This window comes from Streptomyces longisporus (genome assembly GCF_039532765.1).
GTDB lineage: Bacteria > Actinomycetota > Actinomycetes > Streptomycetales > Streptomycetaceae > Streptomyces > Streptomyces longisporus.
In genome coordinates, this window is sequence record NZ_BAAASG010000009.1 from 281,260 (window position 1) to 297,953 (window position 16,694).

A 16,694-nucleotide genomic window follows, 5' to 3' on the forward strand; every position below is an offset into this window, starting at 1 on the left:
CCCGGATCCTCGCGCAGGGGGCCTGGGATTGATGAATCATTCATCCAATGAAGTGTTGACTTCCGGATGAATAAGCCAGAACAATCCATGAGGTGACCTCCGAGCGGCTGTCCGTGGGCCCGGCCCTGTCCTCCGTCTCCTCCGACCTGGACGAGGCCGTCCATCGCTGTCTCGTCGCAGGCTTCGAGGGCACGACGACCTTCCCCGACACCCTCAAGCGGCTCATCGACCGCGGCCTCGGCGGCGTCATCCTGTTCACCCGGAACGTGCGCGACGCGGAACAGGTCCGTGAGCTGACCGACGCACTGCGGGCGATCCGCCCCGATCTGCTGGTGGCCATCGACAACGAGGGCGGCGGCATCGGCCACCTGGTCGCCGCAGGCGCCCCCGAGGTCCCCGGCTCCTACGCGCTCGGCGTCGCCGACGACCCGAACCTGACCGCCCGCTGCGCCGACGCCCTCGCCGGCCACCTCGCCACCCTCGGCGTCACCGCCTCGTACGCCCCCGTCGCCGACCTCCAGCGCCGGGCCGACAACCCGATCGTGCGCACCCGCTCCTTCGGCGCCGACCCCGAACTCGCCGCCCGCCATCTGCGCGCCTGGATCACCGCCACCGAGGCCCGTGGCATCGCCTCCTGCGCCAAGCACTTCCCCGGCCACGGCGGTACCGAGACCGACAGCCACCACGACCTCGCGGTCGACCCGCGCCCGGCTGACGAGCTGCGTACCGACCTGGAACCGTTCCGCGCGGCCGTCGCCGCGGGCGTACCCATGCTGATGAGCGCCCACGTCGTCTATCCGGCGCTGGACGCCAACCGCCCCGCCACCCTCAGCCGCCGCATCCTCGGCGACCTGCTCCGCCACGACATCGGCTTCGACGGGGTGCTGGTCAGCGACGCCCTGGAGATGAAGGCCATCGCCGACCGTTACGGCGAGGCGGCCGGCGCGCGCATAGCCCTTGCCGCGGGCGCCGACCAGGTGATCGTCGCCGTACCGGACCTGGAGGTCACGCTCGCCTGCCGGGACGCGGTGCTCGAGGCGGTGGACTCCGGCCGGCTGTCCGAGGAGCGGGTGTGGGAGGCGGCCGGGCGGGTGCGGCGGCTCGCTCAGCGGTATGCGACCCCCGCCGGGGTGGTGGCCGCCTGGGACGCCGGGGCCGGGCTGGAGGCGGCGCGGCGTGCCGTACGCAGCCGGGCGGTACCGCCCCCCGTGCGCGGCGCCCATGTCGTCGACCTGTTCCCGCCCCCGCACCCCGCCCTCAACTGGGGCGGTGAGGACCTCCTGACCGAGCTGCGTCCGCTCGATCCTGCGGCGAGCGGTACGGCGGTGAGCGGGGAGCCCTGTGACCAGGGCGCCCTCGTCGACGGCATCCTGCGGCTGGCCGCGGGTTCGCCGCTGGTCGTGGCCACCTGCGACGCGGGGCTGCATCCCTGGCAGGCGGACTTCCGTGACGCCCTGCTGGCCCGGCGTCCGGACGCGGTGCGTGTGGACACCGGGCTGCCGGAGGGGGGTGACCTGTGCTCGTTCGGGCGGGGGCGGGTCAATCTGCGGGCGGTGGCAGAGCTACTGAGTGCTCCGCCGGAAGGTCGATGATGACCCTGCGGGCCGGTGGGGGCTGGTCGTGCCCACGCGGCGGTAGCCGCAAATCCAGCACAGTCCCGCGCCCCTGACGGGGCGCGTCTCAACCTCGCGGTTGCACGGTCCGGGCTATCCCTCGTGCTGCCAAATACCCCTTGTCGCCTGCTCTTTCCGCCAGCAGTACCGCCGGGCGTTCGCCCTGCTTGCGCAGGTGCATCCATGCGTCGAAGTAGGTGCCGCCCGGGCCGGAGACCGAGCGGGTCGAGGGCGTGCAGTCCAAGACCAGGGCGGTGGTGCGCGGTTGGGGGGAGATGGGCTTCGCGCGCAGTTCGGCGATCGTGTCCGCGAGGGCGGTGGCGATCGGCTTGGGGTGGCCCACGGAGTCGAACAGGCCGAGGGTGTACTCCAGCTCCGGATAGTCGGCCAGTGAGCGGTCCACGTCGTGGGAGCACCACCAGGTCACGCCCCAAAGCCCCTGGCAGGCGGCCGCGTTGAGGACCGTGGCCCGGGCGAAGGCGGGGGCGTCGGCCGCCGGGATGTGCGGTTCGGGGGCGCCCGTCTCCTGGACCCAGACGGGGCGGGACGGGTCGGTGGCGTAGGCCTTCGCGAGTTCTGTGGCGTACTCGGCGAGGTGCTGTACCTCGAAGGAGGCGGGGCCGTAGCGGCGGGCGCAGTCGGCGGAGAACACCCACGGGTGGACGGTCGTCACATCGCCCTTGCGGGCCGAGGCCTCGGGGGTGAACGGGTGGTCGTCGCCGTACCAGGCGGCGTCGTACGCGGAGTGCGTGGCCAGCTGCCCGGGGCGCAGGCCCTCGCGGGCGGCTGCCAGCAGCGTGTCGAGGTAGTGGTCGACCTCGGCCGTCGTCACCGGGTTGTGCTCGACCAGGTTGTTGAGCTCGTTGCCGAGCTGGAGGCCGATGAGGTTCGGGCGGTCGGCGAGGGCGCCCGCGAGTGTGCGCAGGAGCTCCGCCTGGGCTTCGACGGCCTCCGGGTCGGTGAAGACGTTGCGATGGTGCCAGCTGCGGGTCCACTCCGGGTAGAAGTCGAAGCTGGACAGATGGCCCTGTACGCCGTCCACCATGACGTCGAGGCCGGCCTCGGCCGCCAGGTCGACGAGCCGCGCCAGCTGGTCCACGGCGGCCGTGCGGATGAGGGTGCGGTTGGGCTGGAGCAGCGGCCAGAGGTGGAAGACCCGGATGTGGTCGAGGCCCAGACCCGCGATCTGGGCCAGGTCCTCGCGGGCGTGCTGCGGGTCGAAGTCGTGCCAGGCGTGGAACCAGCCGCGGCGGGGCGTGTAGTTGACGCCGAAGCGGAGCGTAGGGATGGGATCCTCCTCGGGTCGCCGACCCGGCGGGGTCGGGGGCTTGTCCTCGCTGAATGTATCAACCACCATGGTCGATGATGAATAACGATTTCAACCAGGAGTCACGGGAACTGGTGGTCGGCCTCGACGCCGGCGGCACCCGTACCCGCGCGGTCCTTGCCGCCGCGGCCGACGGCCGCGTGCTCGGCGAGGGCGCCGCCGGTCCGGGCAACGCCCTCACCGTCCCGCTGCCCCGGCTCACCGACCACCTCGCCGAGGCCCTCGCGCGGGCGGTCCCGGAGTACGCGCGGGGCCGTGTCGCAGCGGTGGCCGGTGGTTTCGCGGGCGCCACCGGGGCGGCGGAGGACGACCCCGGCCGCCTCAACGCGCTCACCGCCCTGGCCGCCGCCCTCCGCCGCCTCGGCATCAGCACCGGCTCGATCGGCATCAGCAGCGACATCGAGGCGGCCTTCGCCTCCGCCCCTGGCACCCCGGCCGACGGCCTCGCCCTGGTCGCCGGCACGGGCGCGGTCGCCATGCGCATCACCGGCCGCCGCTGCACGGCCACCGTCGACGGTGACGGCTGGCTCCTCGGCGACGACGGCAGCGGCTTCTGGATCGGCCGCGAGGCGGTCAGGGCCGCCCTGCGGATGGCGGACGGACGGGGCGGGGCGACCAGCCTCGCCGGCGCGGTGGGGCGGACCTTGGGCCTGCCGCGGGAGGTGCTGCCCGGGGGGCGGCAACCGGAGGCGCCGCCTGCCGGGCCGGGGGCGTCCCGCGGTGGCCCCGGACCCGACGCGCCCCATGGCGGTCCTGGCGCGCTGCCCGGCTCCGCCACGTGGTCGCTCGCCGATCGCGAGGCCTACCGCATGCATCTGCTCCCCGTCGTCATGGCCGAACCCCCGACCCGGCTGGCCCGGCTCGCTCCGCTGGTGGCCGAGGCGGCCCGGGCGAAGGACCCGGTGGCCGGGGCGCTCCTCGACGAGGCCGCCGGGCAACTGACCGACACCGTAAGGGCGTTGATGCCGCAGCCCGGTGAGCGTGTGGTCGCGACCGGCGGCCTTCTCGGCCCCGGCGGCCCCCTCACCGCCCTTCTCGCCACCCGCCTCCAGGCCCTGGGCCTCACCCTCGACTGGGTGGCCGACGGCTGCGCGGGCTCCGTGGCCCTCGCCCGCCTGCTCCTGTGACCGACACGACCCGCGAAGCCCGAATGGCACCACGGGGCCAACCGGCCTCCCGGAACGAGATCCACCCGCCAGCAAGGAAGGACCGGCCGCATGCCGAAGCCGGAGCGCGCGGCCGAACGCGCCGTACACCAGCAAGCAGGCCGTCCCCTCTACCGGGACCGCGACGCCCCCGTCGACGCCCGCGTCCACGATCTGCTCGCCCGTATGAGCCTGCGCGAGAAGGTCGGTCAGCTGAACCAGCGGATGTACGGCTGGGACGCCTACCGCCGCACCTCCGACGGCGGCTACGAACTCACCGACGCCCTGTACGCCGAGACCGACCGTTTCGAGGGGCTCGGGGCTCTCTACGGGCTGATGCGCGCCGATGCCTGGTCCGGTGTCGACCACGGCAGCGGGCCCGGCGGCCGGGACAGTGCGGCTCTCGCGGAGCTGGTGCAGCGGCACGTTCTCGAGCGCAGCCGGCTCGGCATACCGGCGCTGTTCGTGGAGGAGGTGCCCCACGGCCACATGGCCCTGGACGGCACGGTCCTCCCCGTCAACCTGGCGGTCGGCGCCACCTGGGACCCCGGGCTGTACGAGCGTGCCGCCGCGCACGCCGCAGCCGAACTCCGCGCCCGTGGCGGCCACGTGGCGCTGGTCTCGGCGCTCGACATCGTCCGCGACCCCCGCTGGGGCCGCACCGAGGAGTGCTTCGGCGAGGACCCGTATCTCGCCGCCCGCATGACGGAGGCACTGGTGCGCGGCATGCAGGGGGAGCCCGCCGAGTTCTTCGCCGACGACAAGGCACCCGTCGTGCTCAAGCACTTCGCCGGGCAGGGCGCCACCGTCGGCGGCCGCAACTCCGCCGAGTCGGAGCTCGGTTGGAGGGAGCTGGACGAGATCCACCTCCTCGCCGCCCGCGCGGGCGTCCGCGCCGGAGCCGCCGCCGTCATGGCCGCGTACAACGAGGTCGACGGGATGCCGTGCTCCGGCAACCGTGCCCTGCTCACCGGGCTGCTGCGGGAGAGCTGGGGGTTCGGCGGGCTGGTCATGGCCGACGGGCTGGCCGTGGACCGGCTCGCCCGCATCACCGGCGACAAGGTCTCCGCCGGGGCACTCGCCCTCACCGCCGGGGTCGACCTGAGCCTGTGGGACGAGGGTTTCACGCAGCTGGAGGAAGCCGTGGAGAGGGGGCTCGTCGAGGAGTCCGTCCTCGACGCCGCCGTCGCCCGCGTCCTGCGCCTGAAGTTCCGTCTGGGGCTCTTCGAACGGCCCTGTGGTGGCAGTGAGTTGCCGTCCGCCGAGCAGGGCCGCGCCCTGAGCACCGCCCTCGCGCGTGCCTCGGTCACCCTCCTCCACAACAGCGGCGGCGCCCTCCCGATACCGGCGACCGTCTCCCGTATCGCCGTCCTGGGACCCCAGTCCGCCACCGCCGCCCACCAGTCGGGCGACTACACCGCCCCGCAGCGCACCGGCAGCAGCGTCCTCGACGGGCTCCGCAAGCTCGCCCCGCCCGGCACCGACATCCGGTACGCCCCCGGCTGCGCGTTCACCGGCGGCGATCTCTCCGGCATCCCCGAGGCGGTCGCCGCGGCCGCCGCCTCCGACGTCGCCGTGCTGGTGCTGGGCGGCAGCAGCGCCCGCAGCCCCGAGACGGACTTCGCCGCCAACGGGGCCGCGCTCACGGCCGTTTCGGAGATGACCTGCGGCGAGGGCGTCGACCTCGCCGGGCTGCGGCTGGGAAGGGCCCAGTACGTGCTGCTCGACGCCGTCGTGGCGACCGGCACGCCGACCGTCGTCGTCCTGGTCCAGGGCCGCCCGCACCTCGTGCCCGAGACCGCGGCCGCGCTGCTCACCGCCTGGTACCCGGGCCCCTGGGGCGGTGACGCGATCGCCGAGGTGCTCCTCGGACGCGCGGCACCCGCAGGCCGGCTCCCCGTCTCGATGCCCCGCTCGGCGGCCCAGCTGCCCGTTCACTACAACCACAAGGACACCGAGTACGGCGGCTACGTGGACGAGAGCGCCGAGCCGCTGCACTCCTTCGGGCACGGGCTGTCGTACACCAGCTTCGCGTACGGCCCGCCCCGCACCGACGGGCACACCGTCACGGTCGACGTCACCAACACCGGTGCGCGGCACGGCCGTACCGTCGTGCAGGTCTATCTGCGGCGGCTGATCACGTCCACATGGCCGCGCACCCTCGAACTGTTCGCGTTCGAGGGTGCCGACCTGGCGCCCGGCGAGTGCCGTTCGGTCACCTTGCCGCTCGACAGGGACCGACTCGCCGGGACCAGGACCGTGGAGATCCGGGTCGCCGAGTCCGCGCGGGCCGCGCTCACCGCCGTGCCCGCGGTGCTGGATGTCAGAGCTTGACGGCTCCCGCCGAGACGCCCCGGTAGAACCAGCGCTGGGTGATCACGAACAGCACCAGCACCGGGATGACGGAGATCACCGAACCGGCCATCACCACCCGCTGGTCGTAGCCGAACGACGAGCTCTGCAGCCGGGACAGGCCCAGCGTCAGCGTCATGTGGCTCTCCGAGCGGAGCACGATCAGCGGCCAGAGGAAGTCGTCCCAGGCGCTGATGAAGGTGTTGATGGTGACCACCATGATCGCGCCCCACGCGGACGGCAGATACAGGTACCTGAACCGCTGCCACTCGTTCGCTCCGTCCAGCATCGCCGAGTCCTCGATCTCCCGCGGTACGGCCAGGAACGCGCCGCGCATCAGCAGCACGTTGATGGCGCCGACGAAGCCCGGCAGCCACACGCCCACCAGATTGTCGACCAGGCCCAGGTCGCGGATGCTCAGGAACAGCGACACCATGATCGACTCGAAGGGGAACATCATGGAGGCGACCAGCACCACCCAGACCGCCTTGCGGCCCTTCCAGCCGGGCTTGGAGAGCATGTAGCCGGCCGTGGTGGAGAACACCAGCTGGCTGGTGATGGACAGGACGACCACGATCAGGCTGTTGCGGATGTACGTCGCCACCGGGACCTGGTCGAAGACCTCACGGTAGGCCCGCAGGGTCGGGTGGTGCGGCAGCAGTGAGGCGTCCGCGCCGAAGACGTCCTCGCCGACACCCTTCAGCGAGGCCAGGAACTGCCAGACGAGCGGACCGACCGTGATGCCCAGCACGAGGAGCAACAGCAGATAGCGGACGACCAGTTCGCGAGGGCGGCCGTACTCCCGCCAGCGCGGCATCGGCCGCCGGGGCTTCTCGACGGCGGTCGTCATGCCTCGTCCTCCTTCGTCAGGCGCTGCGCCAGCAGGGTCAGGCCGAGGGTGAGTACGAACAGGGCGACGCTGACCGCGGAGCCGTAGCCGGCGTTGCCGCTGATCGGGTCGAGGCCGACGTCGCGGATGTAGAAGGGCAGGGTGCGGTCGGCGCCGCCCGGGCCGCCGGTGGAACTGCCCAGCATGAAGATCTCGGTGAAGACCCTGAGGCAGCCGATGCCGGTGAGCGTGCCCACCAGCATCATCGCCTGGCGCACGCCCGGCACGGTGATGTGCCAGAAGCGGCGGACCGCGCCGGCACCGTCCATCTGCGCCGCCTCGTGCAGCTCCTTGGGGACGTTCCCGAGCGCGGCCAGGTAGAAGATCATGTACCAGCCGAGCCCCTTCCACAGCGTCAGGCCCATCGCGGAGAAGAGGATGAGCCAGGAGTCGGAGAGGAACGGAACGGCGGACCTGATCAAGTGGGCTTTCTGCAGCCAGGTGTTGACCAGCCCGTCGTCGGCCAGCAGCCACTGCCAGCTCAGGCCCACGACCACGCTGGAGGCGAGGACCGGCGTGTAGAAGGCCGAGCGGAAGAACCCGATGCCGGGCAGGTTCTTCTCCACCAGTACGGCCAGCATCAGCGGCAGCAGCACCATCAGCGGGACGACGACGACCGCGTACAGGATGCTGTTGCGGGTCGCAAGCCAGAAGTCCGAGTCGCCCAGCATCCGGGTGTAGTTGTCCAGCCCGACGAAGCTCGCGGCGCCGCCCAGCGGCTTGGCGTCGGTGAACGACAGGATGACGGTGTTGAGGAACGGGAACACCCCGAACACCACCGCGCACACGATCGCGGGCGCGGTCCACAGCCAGGGCAGCCACCAACGGCGGTACAGCGCCGCGCCGTTGGCGCCCGGCACGGGGCCGGGCAGCACGGCGCGGCCGATGCGGCGGATACGGGACGGGGCCGTGCCCGGCACGGAGGCTGCACGCCCCGTACCAGGCACGGTCACCGGTTCAGCGGTCTCGGTCGCCACGCTCAGCCCGCCTGCTTCAGCAGCTCGTTCGCCTTCGCCTGGGCGTCCTTGACGGCCTGCGCGGGGCTCTTCTTGCCCTGCATGGCCAGCTGCACCTGTCCCACGATCGCGTTCTGCACGGCCGGGGAGAGGTTGGTCTGGTTGGTGTCGGCCGTCTTGAGCTGGTCGGCGACGAGCTTGCGGGCCTGCGAGAACGGGTCGCTGCCGGTGACGTTCTGGAAGAACGGGTCGTTCAGCGAGGCCGTCGTCGTCGGGAAGATCACCACGTCCGGGTCCTTGCACCAGGCCGTCTGGTTCTCGGCGTTGGTCAGGTACTCGGCGAAGGCGAGCGCCACCGGCGCGTGCTTGCTGGTCGCGGCGACCGAGATGTACTGCGGGGCACCGGCGGAGGCGCGGCCGAGCGCGTCGTAGGGCTGCTGGCCGACGGCCGTCCTGGCGTAGATCGACGGGCTGTTCTGCTTCACGAAGCGCACGAAACTCGGGTTCGTCGAGCCGTAGGCGACCTTGCCCTGGCTGTAGAGCGTGGACGGGTCGTTGCTGGAGGACAGCGAGTCCTTCGGCATCGCGCCCTCCTTGTACAGCTTCGCCATCCAGGCCACCCACTGGGTAGTCCTCGGATCATTGGCGAAGACGGCGGACTTGCCGTCCGCGGACAGCGTCTTGATGTTCATCTGGTCGAAGTCCGAGGGGATCCGCCAGATCGGGTTGGCCATCGTCGCGTAGAACTTGCCCTGGCCCGCCTTGGCGACCTTCTCGTAGTCGGCGAACAGGCCGAAGAGCGTGGTCGGCGGCTTCGCCGGGTCGATGCCCGCCTTGTTCAGCAGGTCCTTGTTGTACGTCAGCAGGACGCCGCCGGTGTACCAGGGGAGCGTGGTGTGGATCGCCGAGCCGGAGGCGTCCTGGAAGGTGGCGGACTTCCAGAACGACGGCACGAACGGCCTCGCGACCTGCGGGTCCTTCACGCTCAGGTTGAGCAGATAGCCCGCCTTGGTGAGGGCGGTCGCGGTCGGGGCGTTGACGTTGATGACGTCCGGCAACGTACAGGCCTGGGCGTCGGCGACGGTCCCCTGGGTGAAGGTGTTGTCGCCCGGGTCGTCGATCCACTTGACCTTGGCGCCGGGGTGCGCCTTCTCGAAGGAGGCGATCACTCCGTTGAAGAAGGCCCCGAAGTCTTTCTTCAGGTTCGTCGTCTGGAAGGTGATCTGTCCCTTGACGTCACCTGTCAGCTTGCCCGAGCCGACGTTGCCCTTGTCGACCTTGCAGCCACCTGCGGTGCCGTCCCCGCCGCCGGATCCGCCGCCGGACAGGCCGCAGCCGGCCGCCGTCAGCGTCAGGGCGATGATTCCCGCCACGGATGCGGTGAGTCTTCCAGCGCGCATGTCCACCCTCCTGGGACCAGCCGAGAGGCTGGTTCAATCAACCAACTTCGACTCCGATTGATGAAAAGGTGGACCAGAATTCATCGGAGGTCAATGGTTTGCCGTGTTGCGTTTCGGTTCCGCCCGCGGTTCCGCCGATGACTCAGTGGCGGTGCTCGTGGTCCGGGTGCGCGGGGTCGCCGGGGTGCTCGTGCCCCGCCGCGTACACCACGTCGGCCCGTGCGCGGTCGAACCAGGCGAAGAAGGCGCGCCGGCCTGCGGCGCGTCGCAGTTCGCCCGCGACGGCCTGCTGGACCTGCTCGAACGGCAGGAAGTCCGTGGGTGCCGCCCTCCCCCCGAACGGATCGACTCCGCGCCGTAGCGCGTCGGGGGTCAGGAAGCAGTCCCGGTTGCGGTCGTAGTAGTCGCGTACGGCTTCCTCGGGGATGTGCTGCTCGGCTTCCAGCTCGGTGAGGAGGGTTCGGGCGGCGGGGGAGTGGGCGAGGGCGGCTGCGACGATGCTGCCGAGGTCTGCCACGTCTTTTTCGGCCACGGCCAGTAGGCGGGTCGGCGATACCTCCGCCACCGGGGGCAGGCCCCGTTCCGCGACGGCCCTGCGGGCCAGTTCGTCTGCGACGACCACCTGCGTGGCCCAGCGTCTGCGTTGGCGCTCCGCGCGGGCCGGGGCGGATAGTGCCACGTCATGTGTGCTGTTGTCTGACGCGCCGTCGTGGTTTGTCGCGTCCCGCGGCGGAGCCGCTGATGGATGCAGCCCCGCGCCCCTGTCGGGGCCCCCTGGCACCGTCTCCAGGAAAGCGTCCACGCGGTCTTTGGGGACCGGTTCGCCTTGTACTACGGCTGCGTGGTCTGTCATGGCGTTATCTCCAGTTCCACGGCCTTTGTGTAGGCCACCCGGCCGTGCCAGGCGATCTTTGCCAGCAGCCAGTACGAGCCCGGTGGGATGGTGGTGCCGTTCACGGTGATGGTGGAGGTGAGTCGCTCGCCCGCTGCGATCGTGAAGCCCTGGCAGCCCGGGGTGACCCCGGGCCAGGTGCCCCAGGAGGAGACCGCCCACAGGGTGCCGTTGATGGGGCCCCGGGTGGTGTTGTGCAGCGTCACCGGGACGCGGGCGCGTTCGCGGCTCCTGAGAGTGATCCGGTCAACTCCTAGGTCTGTCACGAGAGTTGGGCCTGCCGGGCCGCCCGGTACATCGACCGCCACGACATCCTCGTACGTCTGCCCCTCGTACGACAGCCGTGCCGCCAGCCAGTGGCGGCCGGGGGGCGCGTCGGGTGGCGGTGTCACCGTGACCTCGGTGAGGGTGAAGCCGCCGGGTGCCAGTGCGTACGGCAGTGCGGCGGGCTCCGTGGACCAGCCGGGGGGTGCCTCGACGGTCACCGTGCCCGAGACGGGGGCGTCGGTGAGTTCCGAGGAGATCCGGACGGTCGCGTTGAAGGGGCCGCCGGAGGCGGTGAGCGTCGTCGGTGAGATGTACACCGCGACCGGCATGTTGCCGCGGGGTGCGGGGCCGCAGTTGTGGAGCCAGTAGCGGGTGTGGACCGGCTGGGCGGGCTCGTGGGCGGCGACTCCGGGGTCGTACACGCTCCGGGAGCCCTCGGTGGGTGTGGCCAGGACCGTGGTGACCTCGAACCCGGTCAGGCCGAGGGAGAGCACTCCCTGTTCGTCCGGTGCCAGTTGCTCCCCGGGTGTTTCCAGTACGTCGGTGCGGACGCCCCGTGTCCAGGGCCTTGGGCCGTGCACCCGCGCTCGTACCGGACGGCCGTTGACCTCGTGCATCCGCACGACCACCCCGCGCTCCGGGTCCGCCGGCGCCACGCTCCCGCGGGCGAGCGGCGAACCGGCCGGCTTGAGGGCGTCGAGCAGCACCTCACCCGCCGGTTCGAGGCGCAGGAGACTCAACTCCCTTGGAAGAGGTGCACCGTCCGATGTGCGTCGTACTCGCGCGCTCAGCGGGTGGTTGAACTCATGGCCGATGCGGGGCAGTTGCTGCTCCCGCCAGTCGCCCTCGCCGCCCACCACCGCGTACTCGAAGGTGTGGGACCAGCGTTGGAGCTGGAAGCCCGAGCCGTCGGGGGCCGTGCGGCGGGGTGGGTCGACCCAGACGCCGGAGGGCCAGCCGGTGCAGGAGCGCATCAGTGACATGTAGAGGTCGCCCGAGGAGGTGACGACACAGCCCGGGGTGCCGCGGTTGAGGACGGCGAAGCCGCGCCCGTCCCAGGCGTCGCCCGGTGGCAGGGCCTCGCCGCCGCCTGCCGCCGTGGCCATGACGGTCGCGTCGTCCAGGTCGGCGACCAGCGCGTCGACCGCCTTCGCGTCGCCCTCGGCGTCGGCGCCCGCCACCACCAGCAGCGGCAGTCGTTCGAGGTCGCGCAGGTCGGCCCCGGGCACCCACTCCTCGCGCAGTGAGGCGCGCGGCGCGACCCAGACGGCGGCCACCCCGCCCTGGCCGAGCTGCCGCTGCAGCTCGCGCCCGGCGGCCGGATCCCAGCCCAGCGCCTCGGCGACGAGGGAGTTGCGGTCCGGGCCGCCGACGGCGATCCGGATGTCGGGCAGGTTGGAGTCGACCTCCAGGTCGCCGTAGCGCGGACCGTCGGCGATCGTGGAGGTCGCCGTGACCCCGGCGCGCACCAGGGCGGCCGCGAGCGGCGTCCCCAGCTCACCCGCCTCGTCCCAGGAGGCGTACACCAGCTCGGCGACCCCGATCGACCGCCGGCCGAGCGACGCGCCCGTGTCGCCGCGCAGTTCGACCCGCGCCGTCGACCCGAGTCCGAACCAGGTGCCCGCCGGGTTGTCCAGCGTCCACGGGAACTGCTCGCTGTCCACGTCCACGAACCCGAAGCCGCGCCCGATCACCGCGTCCGCCACCTCGTGCACCGGCAGCCCGCCCTGCACATCGGACGGCCAGCGCACCCGGATCAGCCGGTCGGCGCCGTCGTAGCCGTCGATGGTCGTCGTCACGTCGACGCGCGGAACGCCGGTCCACAGCGTCAGGCGCTGGGTGTACCGGAACAGTCCGAGGTCGGCGCGGACGGTGATCCGCGCACCGGCGGGGGAGTGCTCGACCTCGGCCTGTGCCACCACGTCACGGCTGCGGGCGGCGGTGGTGCCCGTCGGCGTGAGGTGCCAGGGCCCCTCGCCGAAGCGCGGGTGCCTGGGGTACTCCTCCTGCACGACGAGCTCGTTGCCGATGTCTCCGTCGCGCAGCAGCTCCCGGCCGCCCTCGGTCAGCGCGCGGAGGCTGCTGACGCCGCCGCCGCGTGCCGGGTCGACCGTGACCTCGTAGAACTCGTTGCGGATGGTGGTGCCCTCGCCAGGGGCCCACTCCGGAACGGTGCCCTCGGCGAGGGGCAGGGCCTTGAGTCCCATGCCGGGCAACTCCGGTACGACGACGTGGAGTTGACCGTTCTCGCGGACCGCGGGGAGGCCGACGGGCACGAGCCCCGGGTCGTCGACCGTGAGGACGTCCCGCCGCTGCCAGGTCGCGGAGTTGAAGACGACCAGGTCGGCGCCCTCGCCCGGGGTCACCTGGTCGGCCAGTGCCTGCGTGGCATCGGCGTGCACGGTCTCGGCCAGGTCGGCCAGCTCGCGCCAGCCGGTCATCAGGTCGATGTAGACCTGGTCGGACTCGGAACCCGTGATGGCGTCGTGGTGGGCGCCGTAGATCAGCTGCCGCCAGGCCTTGTCGAGCGCCGCGTCCGGGTACGGATGCCCGATGACCAACGAGGCGAGAGTCGCCCAGGCCTCGGCGTCGGCGAGCAGCGTCTCGCCGTACCGCTGGGCCTGCTTGGTGTCGATGTAGGAGACGTCCTTGCCGGTGTAGACGGGGTTCATGTCCCGTGTCTGCGGGGACGCCTTGCGGCCCTCCGCGTCGAGCTCGGCGCGCACGGCGGCGAAGAAGTCGCGCGGTGTGCCGCTGATGAAGCGCGGCCAGACGTAACGGGCGTTCCAGTCCCGGTGGATGTCCATCACCCAGCGGCACGGCGGGGCGTAGTCACCGCCGACCGGGAGCAGCACGTTGCGGGTGAGGGCGACCGACCTCAAGCCCCGGAACAGCTTGAGGGCGGCCGCCTCCGCCGCCGGCAGGGTGGGCGCGTTGTCGATCGCCCAGCCGGCGCCGTAGTGGTTGACCATGTAGGCCGTCAGCAGCCCGCGCCCCGACGGGGCGATCCAGCTGAACTCGGCCGGGAACTGCATCCGCCCGGGATCGCGCGGCTCCTCGCCGAAGACGGAGAGGGTCGGCCCCCACTGGTGGAACGGCCCGCGCGCCCACGAACTGGAGCTGATCCCCGCGTCCGCCATCAGCCCCGGGAACTGCGGATCGTGCCCGAACGCGTCCAGCTGCCAGGCCGTCTCCGGCGACGAGCCCATGATCCCCCGCTGGAACCCGTCGCCGTACAGAGCGTTGCGTACGGTGGCCTCGGCGCCCGTGAGGTTGGTGTTGGGCTCGTTGTAGGTGCCGCCCATGATCTCGACGCGGCCGGTGCGGATCAGCTCGCGCAGGAAGGCACGCTCCTCGGGGAAGGAGTCCCAGTACGGCTTGAGGTAGTCGACCTCGGCGAGCACGAAGGTGTACGCGGGATCCCGGCGGGCCAGATCGCAGTGGGCGCGGACCAGGCTCATCCCGGACTGGCCGCGCGAGTCGAAGGTCCGGGCGGGCAGTCCGGTGGAGGCGGGGGCGTCGGCGACGTCCCAGGTCTCGGTGTAGGCGGCCTGGGTGTTCCACCACACGGGGTCGTAGTGGAAGTGGCTGACCATGAACATGGTCCAGCCCGGCTCGGCGGCCGTGAAGGGGACGGTGAGCGCACCGGTCCGCGCGGGGTCGCCGGCATCCTCGGCGGTGACCGTGACATGGGTGCCGGCACCGGGCGCGAGGTCGCTCGTCACGGGTATCTCGGCGCGGACCGTGCCGTCGTCGCCCGTGGTCGCGACCGTGGCCCCGGAGACGCCCGGTCCGTCGACGGCGATGCGGACGGTGCGGCCCGGGGCATGGCCCAGCTCGACGGCCATCACCTGGTGCGGATGCTCGGTCGTCCCGACGAAGAGCTCGGTCGACTCGGCGGAGGTGACGCGCATGGGTCTCCTACGAGGATGCTCGGGGGAGCCCCATCCTGGCACCGACGGGATGATTCAAACAACCACCTTCACGTATTCTCGGTGGTTCATCCATGCAGTCGTGTCCGGTTTCACCTCGTCCGGCGCGACTTCACCGCGTGCTGCGGGGCGATGTGGTCGGTGAGGGCGAGCGAGGCACTGGCCCGCTGGTAGGAGAGCTGGCCGACCCGGACGTAGAGGCAGTCGACGATCATCAGGACCGAGTGGCGGCCGCCGATGCTGCCCGTGCGGAAGCTGGTCTCCGAGGTGGCCGAGATGAGCCGGATGTCGGCGGCCCGGGCGAGCGGGGAGCGCGGGTCGGTGGTGATGGCGACGGTGGTGGCGCCGCGCTCCTTCGCCATCTCGAACGGTTCGAGGGTCTCGCGGGTGGCGCCGGAGTGGGAGATGCCGATGGCCACGTCGGCCGGCGTGAGCAGGGCCGCGGAGGTGGCCGCGCCGTGCACCTCGGTCCAGCCGCGGACCGCGCAGCCGATACGGAACAGCCGGGTCTCGGTCTCCTGCGCCACGGTGCCGCTGCCGCCGACGCCGTAGACATCGATCCGCCGGGCCTTGGCCAGCGCCTGGGCCGCGCGCTCGACCGCGTCGAGGTCGATCCGGTCGATGGTCTGCTGGATCGCCCGTAGATCGGCGCTGCCGACGACCTGGACGACCCGCTCCAGGCTGTCGTCCGGCGAGATGTCCGGGCCGATCTCGGCGGAGCCCCAGTCGGAGACCTCGCCGCGACCGCGCTCCTGGGCCAGTTCGATCAGCAGATGCTGGTAGGAGTCGAGCCCGATGGCGCGGCAGAAGCGGGTCACCGTCGCCTGTGAGGTGCCGGTGCGGCGGCCCAGTTCGGCGGCCGAGCAGTGGGTCACGGCGGCCGGATCCTCCAGGATCAGCTCGCCGACCTTGCGGAGGGATCCGGCCAGCCGGGGAAGCTCGGTGCGGATCAGTGTGGTGACGTCCGTCGAGGGCATGAAGAGAAGGTACCAGCCACCCATAGGGGGATGGATTGAATACCAGGACCACGAAGGCGAGCCATGTTCACGCATCGGCCCGGTGCATTGCTCGCTGCATGGCCTATGTGATTTATTGATTCATCTATCGAGTCAGGCAGGGTGGTTCAATCCACCAGTAGGGAGTGTCGTGTGTCCGTCGAGTCTGTGAGCGCCGAGGGCTTCGCGCGGGAGAGCCTGGCCGTCCTGGCGAACCTCACCGAGTCCGCACGCGAGGAGGTGACGGGCGCCGCCGGACTGATCGCCGACTGCGTCCGCTCGGACGGCGTGATCCAGGCCTTCGGCACCGGCCACTCCCAGGCCATGGTCCTCGAACTCGCGGGCCGGGCGGGCGGGTTGGTGCCGACGAATCGGCTGAGCATCGCCGATCTCGTCCTCTACGGCGGCGACGACCCGAGCGTCCTCGACGATCCGCTCCTGGAGCGCAGCGAAGGGGTGGCCGAGCGGCTCTATCGCCTCGCCGGGGCGAGCCCCCAGGACCTCTTCGTGATCATCTCCAACTCCGGTGTCAACAATGTGATCGTCGAGATGGCGTTGCAGGCCAAGGAACGGGGGCATCGGGTGCTTGCCATCACCTCCCTCACCCATACGCGGGCCGTGCCCGCCGGGCATCCGAGTGGCAAGAAGCTTGCCGATCTGGCGGATGTCGTGCTCGACAACCGGGCGCCGCGGGGGGATGCGCTGTTGGAGCTTCCCGGGGGTGGGGCGGTCTGTGCGTTGTCGACGCTGACCGGGGTGATGTTGGTGCAGATGGCCGTCGCCGAGGCCGCAAGGATCCTGCTCGACTCGGGTGAGCGGCCGCCGGTCTATGTGTCGGCGAATGTTCCCGGTGGGTTTGAGGGGAATCTGGAGTTGGAGAAGCGGTACGCCGGGAGGATTCGGCGTACCGCCAGTTGACTCCGTCG

At 71.6% G+C, this 16,694-nt stretch carries 11 protein-coding genes; 4 read left to right on the top strand and 7 right to left on the bottom strand.

All coding sequences use genetic code 11. The features are described from left to right. Positions 1–92: 92 nt before the first annotated feature. Positions 93–1,592: a beta-N-acetylhexosaminidase gene (gene nagZ, locus ABD355_RS20245; RefSeq protein ID WP_344401882.1), complete on the top strand. Its 1,500-nt coding sequence runs from the start codon at positions 93–95 to the stop codon at positions 1,590–1,592. Between the two features lie 88 nt (positions 1,593–1,680). On the opposite strand, the gene ABD355_RS20250 is transcribed toward nagZ, so the two are convergent. After that, positions 1,681–2,970: a glycoside hydrolase 5 family protein gene (locus tag ABD355_RS20250; RefSeq protein WP_344401883.1), complete on the bottom strand. Its 1,290-nt coding sequence runs from the start codon at positions 2,968–2,970 to the stop codon at positions 1,681–1,683. A 5-nt stretch (positions 2,971–2,975) separates the two neighbouring features. Between ABD355_RS20250 and ABD355_RS20255 the strand changes: the two genes are divergently transcribed. Both ABD355_RS20255 and ABD355_RS20260 read left to right on the top strand, forming a co-directional pair. Beyond that, the gene (locus ABD355_RS20255; protein ID WP_344401884.1) at positions 2,976–4,067 is read left to right on the top strand and encodes an N-acetylglucosamine kinase; all 1,092 of its coding nucleotides are present in this window, start codon (positions 2,976–2,978) and stop codon (positions 4,065–4,067) included. Positions 4,068–4,157: 90 nt separating this feature from the next. Beyond that, positions 4,158–6,419: a glycoside hydrolase family 3 N-terminal domain-containing protein gene (locus ABD355_RS20260; RefSeq protein WP_344401885.1), complete on the top strand. Its 2,262-nt coding sequence runs from the start codon at positions 4,158–4,160 to the stop codon at positions 6,417–6,419. On the opposite strand, the gene ABD355_RS20265 is transcribed toward ABD355_RS20260, so the two are convergent. The 6 genes from ABD355_RS20265 to ABD355_RS20290 form a co-directional block, all read right to left on the bottom strand. After that, the gene (locus ABD355_RS20265) at positions 6,409–7,287 is read right to left on the bottom strand and encodes a carbohydrate ABC transporter permease (RefSeq protein WP_344401886.1); all 879 of its coding nucleotides are present in this window, start codon (positions 7,285–7,287) and stop codon (positions 6,409–6,411) included. The genes ABD355_RS20260 and ABD355_RS20265 overlap by 11 nt on opposite strands. Beyond that, positions 7,284–8,303 (bottom strand): carbohydrate ABC transporter permease, encoded by a 1,020-nt coding sequence (locus ABD355_RS20270; protein ID WP_425585775.1) that lies wholly within the window; start codon positions 8,301–8,303, stop codon positions 7,284–7,286. The genes ABD355_RS20265 and ABD355_RS20270 overlap by 4 nt, the downstream gene beginning before the upstream one ends. Positions 8,304–8,305: 2 nt before the next feature. Then, the gene (locus tag ABD355_RS20275) at positions 8,306–9,682 is read right to left on the bottom strand and encodes an extracellular solute-binding protein (protein WP_344401887.1); all 1,377 of its coding nucleotides are present in this window, start codon (positions 9,680–9,682) and stop codon (positions 8,306–8,308) included. Positions 9,683–9,824: 142 nt separating this feature from the next. Further along, on the bottom strand, positions 9,825–10,535 hold the full coding sequence (locus tag ABD355_RS20280) for a peptidyl-prolyl cis-trans isomerase (RefSeq protein ID WP_344401888.1): 711 nt from the start codon (positions 10,533–10,535) through the stop codon (positions 9,825–9,827). Then, positions 10,532–14,755 (bottom strand): glycoside hydrolase family 38 N-terminal domain-containing protein, encoded by a 4,224-nt coding sequence (locus ABD355_RS20285; protein ID WP_344401889.1) that lies wholly within the window; start codon positions 14,753–14,755, stop codon positions 10,532–10,534. The genes ABD355_RS20280 and ABD355_RS20285 overlap by 4 nt, the downstream gene beginning before the upstream one ends. A gap of 110 nt (positions 14,756–14,865) precedes the next feature. Continuing rightward, a complete protein-coding gene (locus ABD355_RS20290) occupies positions 14,866–15,750 on the bottom strand; it encodes a MurR/RpiR family transcriptional regulator (RefSeq protein WP_123968103.1) in 885 nt (294 codons plus the stop codon). A 171-nt stretch (positions 15,751–15,921) separates the two neighbouring features. Between ABD355_RS20290 and ABD355_RS20295 the strand changes: the two genes are divergently transcribed. Beyond that, positions 15,922–16,686: a sugar isomerase domain-containing protein gene (locus ABD355_RS20295; protein ID WP_344401890.1), complete on the top strand. Its 765-nt coding sequence runs from the start codon at positions 15,922–15,924 to the stop codon at positions 16,684–16,686. The last annotated feature ends 8 nt before the right edge of the window (positions 16,687–16,694 follow it).

Coding starts and splice junctions, on each gene's coding strand:
- ABD355_RS20250 (WP_344401883.1), bottom strand. CDS start 2,970: ATGGTGGTTGATACATTCAGCGAGGACAAGCCCCCGACCCCGCCGGGT.
- ABD355_RS20255 (WP_344401884.1), top strand. CDS start 2,976: ATGATGAATAACGATTTCAACCAGGAGTCACGGGAACTGGTGGTCGGC.
- ABD355_RS20260 (WP_344401885.1), top strand. CDS start 4,158: ATGCCGAAGCCGGAGCGCGCGGCCGAACGCGCCGTACACCAGCAAGCA.
- ABD355_RS20265 (WP_344401886.1), bottom strand. CDS start 7,287: ATGACGACCGCCGTCGAGAAGCCCCGGCGGCCGATGCCGCGCTGGCGG.
- ABD355_RS20275 (WP_344401887.1), bottom strand. CDS start 9,682: ATGCGCGCTGGAAGACTCACCGCATCCGTGGCGGGAATCATCGCCCTG.
- ABD355_RS20280 (WP_344401888.1), bottom strand. CDS start 10,535: ATGACAGACCACGCAGCCGTAGTACAAGGCGAACCGGTCCCCAAAGAC.
- ABD355_RS20285 (WP_344401889.1), bottom strand. CDS start 14,755: ATGCGCGTCACCTCCGCCGAGTCGACCGAGCTCTTCGTCGGGACGACC.
- ABD355_RS20290 (WP_123968103.1), bottom strand. CDS start 15,750: ATGCCCTCGACGGACGTCACCACACTGATCCGCACCGAGCTTCCCCGG.